This window comes from Ruminococcus sp. N15.MGS-57, from assembly GCF_000980385.1.
Taxonomy (GTDB): Bacteria; Bacillota; Clostridia; order Oscillospirales; family Ruminococcaceae; genus Hominimerdicola; species Hominimerdicola aceti.
The window spans coordinates 1-4,146 of sequence record NZ_LARF01000075.1; the positions used below are offsets into that span (position 1 = coordinate 1).

Genomic DNA, 4,146 nt, shown 5'->3' on the forward strand with positions numbered 1-4,146 from the left:
AAGTGGATTGTTCAAAGCCTATTACAATAATCCAAGGTTACTTCATAAGGGAACACAAAGAAAATTGTATATCAATCTAAGAAACATTTCGGAAAACGTTGTAGATTTTGAATATGGTAATCATGAAGTAATAAAAGAAGAATTTGATATGATTACCAATGAAAATTTAAAAGAGCTTTCTACAGAGGATGCAGCTGAGTATAAAGAAAAAAGACGTGTTCTTGTGAGAACCATATGTGATTTTATATCAGGTATGACGGATACATATGCTATTAACGAATATAATCGGATTATTAAATAGATCTAAGTTAATAATTGACGTTATATCTATACTAAAAAGTTAGATCGTTATTTGTAACTTTTTGTTGCTGTTTTACCCCGAAACTGAGAAATGTGTTTCTCATTAAGAAGTTTAAAATGTGAAAAGGGTTGGTAAAGAGTACAGTAACATACAGTGATAGATAATTGTATATTATTTGGTGTTAATGAGTACGTGTAATTGGTTTATTACAATAAATATATGTAGTTATTGTAATAATGCGATTTTGTAGAGTTATAATAAAAAGGCTATTTCAACTTCCGTGTTGATGTTAACAAACATTTCACAATCAACAAGATGTTAATTCTACAGACAATCCCCCTTGAAATTATATATAAATGATGCTATACTAAGTTTATTACAAAATTAGACAGAGGTGATCAAGTGCTCGCTGTTTGTATGACGCTGATCGACGATGATGATAAATCAGAATTCAGAAAAATATATGACTCTCTTGAAAGAAAATTGTTCGTATTCTCAATGTCAAAGTTACATAATAATGCCTTGGCAGAAGAAGCTGTTTCTGAAACTTTTTTGGCGTTAGCAGAAAATTTCAAAAAAATTCATAGTTTAGAACCAGCCGAAATAGTCGCTTATACAGTTATTATTAATAGAAACGTGTGTATCGATATTCTTGAAAAAGAAAATAAACACAGTATCAATGTCCAGATAGATGATAAAATTAAAGAGATATCTGAAGACTATGACCACATTGAAAAGCTTATTGTTGCTGATATGGTCGAAAAGTTGCCTGATATTTACCGTGACGTTATTATGATGAAATATTTCTATGGCTTTAAGGTCAAGGAAATATCAAAGCAACTACATCTATCTGTTGGAGGAGTAAAATCAAGACTTGAAAAAGCCCGAAAAATGCTCAGAAAGGATATGAACGATGATGAATGATACACGATCAGAATTAAAAAAGCTTGTGCCTTTGTATTGCGACGAATTAAATAGCCTAGACCTGTCATCATACAGCAATTATGAGTTTTCTGAATATTATCTGAACAAAAAAGAAAAGCTCATAAAGAACCAAAGCCGCATCTATTATCCGCTTATCAAAACCACAGGACGAAGGATCGCTTCTGCCATAATTGCGGCAGCTATTATGGGTACAACGACTGTTGCCGCCTATGCACCTGCAAGAAATGCAGTAAGAAATTTCTTCCTGCGAAATTTCAATGATCACACCGTTGTATCTGTTCAACATGATAGCAAAGATATAGGTGATCACAAAAGCAAGATAGAAAAGCAATATAGCATTACTGTTCCGGAAGGCTTTGTTTTAGATGAAAGCGAAAGTGTTTCAACTGACGATCATATCGGATTATGCTATTATTCAGATGATAAGAAAAAGAGTATATATTTCGACCAATATACAGCGGATTCTTATTCTTCATATTATGATAATGAACGTGGTCATTTCAAAACTTCATCGGATAAATTTGGAAATGAGTTTGTTTTATACACAAATGATGATTTCATAAGTATTTTGTGGGATAATGGTGAATATATATTTGAATTAAGCGGTGGCATATCTGAATCAGAAATAATGGACATCTACTATTCTGTAAAATAGGAATTAATAGTGCATGGTGTGATACAGTACACTATTTTTATGCAATAATAATAAAAACAAGTACGTGCAATTGTGAAAACATACAAACTTATGTATTTCAATCAGCCATTTTCACTGCTTTTTCGGTTTATATAATTGAAAGGCGGTGAAAATGATGAAGAAATTTATATGCTTAATTCTGACAGTTGTACTGACCTGCTGTATTACAGTATCTGTTTTTGCTTCTTGCGAAGAGTTTGCAATAACAGATGAGATCTGCGCAAGATATGCGTATACCAACAAGATCACATCGATAGTGAGTATCTCATCAAAAAATGCAACTTGTAAGTCAACAGTACAAGGCAGTTCCAAAACTGTGACCAGAATTGTGGCCAAGCAGACATTTTAGAAAATTAATATACCAAAGAAAAACATTGTAAAAAGGAGTTAATAATATGAAAACAACAAACTATCTCGCCGGATTAGCGGCAATAACAATGACATTCACAGGCATGGCTGCGCCAATATCAGCTTATGCCGATGATATCTCTGCATCATCAAGCGTGGACTATGCAACATATGGCAACTTTGTGTATATCATAAAAGCTGATAAAACTGCTGATATAGTTGAATATAATGGCAAGGAAGAAAATGTCGTTATCCCTGCTGAGGTCAACGGCTATACTGTTACAGGCATAAGCGGTTGGTCGGGTAAACCTACAAGCTCTCACCCTTTGGGTGCCATAACTGGTGCTTTTAAGAACAACAAGACAATTAAAACCGTAGTCATTCCTGATACGGTAAAATATATCGACGATGAAAGCTTTTATGGCTGCACTGCCCTTGAAAGCGTGATGTTTGGCAATGGTGTTGAAGAAATAGGCGATTATGCCTTTGAAAACTGCACTTCACTTTCCAAGGTATACATACCTGTAAGTGTAAAGAAAATAGGCGCTGAGGCTTTTGGTTATACTTTCGGCTCAGAACTTACACTTAATAAAAACTTCTCAATGACCTGCGCTAAGGATAGCGCCGCTGAAAAGTATGCAAAAGAAAATGGTATTACATATGACACATATCAGGTAAAAATTAACGAGCTTGCCGTTTCAGGTATTAAGGACAAAGAGTACACAGGTAAGCCTGTTACACAGAATATAGTTATAAAAAATGGAAATGTCGTCCTTGATGAGGGTACTGACTATACTGTTTCTTATTCCGCAAACACAAAGGTGGGTACTGTTGAAGTCACCATAACAGGAACAGGTTCATATATCGGCGAGATAAAGTCAAGCTTTGATATACTGCCTGCAAAACAGCAGATACAGAAGCTTGAAACACGCTTCAAAGGCTTTTTCATAGACTGGGCGCAGAAAGGCTCTGCAACAGGATATGAGATAGAATATAGCACAAATGCTGATTTTAAGGACAGCACAGTTAAAAAGCTTACCGCAAACAAGCCTGATACTCTCACCATAAGCGGTCTGACAGCAGGAAATAAATATTATGTTCGTGTACGTTCCTACACAAACGTTGGCGAAAAGGTATACTATGGAGCATGGTCAGACAGCAAAAATGTTACCGCCGCAAAGTATGACATTACAAAGTCAGCTATCTCAGGTATTTCTACAAAGACATACACAGGAAAGAATATCACGCAGAGCGTAAAGGTAAAATACAACGGCAAGACGCTTAAAAGCGGCACAGATTACACAGTTTCATATTCAAACAACAAAAAGGTAGGAACAGCCACAGTAAAGATAACAGGCAAAGGACAATACGGCGGAACTGTCAGCAAGACATTCAAGATAAACCCTGCCAAGCAGAAGATACAGAAGCTCACAGCGAAGTCAAAGGCTTTCTTTATTGATTGGGCGCAGAAAGGCTCTGCAACAGGTTATGAGGTGCAGTACGCCACAAACTCTAAGTTTACAGGCGCAAAGAAGCTTGATGTTGCAAACAACAAGACCGACAAAATGACGATTTCAAAGCTTTCGGCAAATAAGAAATACTATGTTAAGGTACGTTCCTATACGCTTGTAAAGGGTACTAAATATTATGGAGAATGGTCGGCTGTTAAGAGTGTGACAACGAAGAAGTAATATGCTTATAAACCAAAGCCATTTTTTCTTATAATAAGTTTTCGCCGACAATACACTATGTAACTGATCCTTCGAACCGCTCGTCATTAAATATGATTCAAAATCTTATGGATTCGTACAAACAGATATCAGGAGCCGATATTGATAGGTTAAAATTAGGACTATTC

Annotated in this window: 3 protein-coding genes and 1 pseudogene; all 4 read left to right on the top strand. The window is 35.5% G+C overall.

Translation table 11 applies throughout. The annotated features are described in order from the left end of the window. A pseudogene (locus WS40_RS10195) lies at positions 1–301 on the top strand (hypothetical protein); the annotation flags it as partial. Between the two features lie 417 nt (positions 302–718). Continuing rightward, positions 719–1,225 carry an RNA polymerase sigma factor gene (locus WS40_RS10200; protein WP_325208535.1) on the top strand — a complete coding sequence of 169 codons (507 nt, stop codon included), beginning with the start codon at positions 719–721 and terminating at the stop codon, positions 1,223–1,225. Next, positions 1,215–1,901 (top strand): DUF4367 domain-containing protein, encoded by a 687-nt coding sequence (locus WS40_RS10205; RefSeq protein ID WP_046442093.1) that lies wholly within the window; start codon positions 1,215–1,217, stop codon positions 1,899–1,901. Before WS40_RS10200 ends, WS40_RS10205 begins: the two co-directional genes overlap by 11 nt. Before the next feature lie 434 nt (positions 1,902–2,335). Then, a complete protein-coding gene (locus WS40_RS10215) occupies positions 2,336–3,979 on the top strand; it encodes a fibronectin type III domain-containing protein (RefSeq protein WP_046442097.1) in 1,644 nt (547 codons plus the stop codon). The last annotated feature ends 167 nt before the right edge of the window (positions 3,980–4,146 follow it).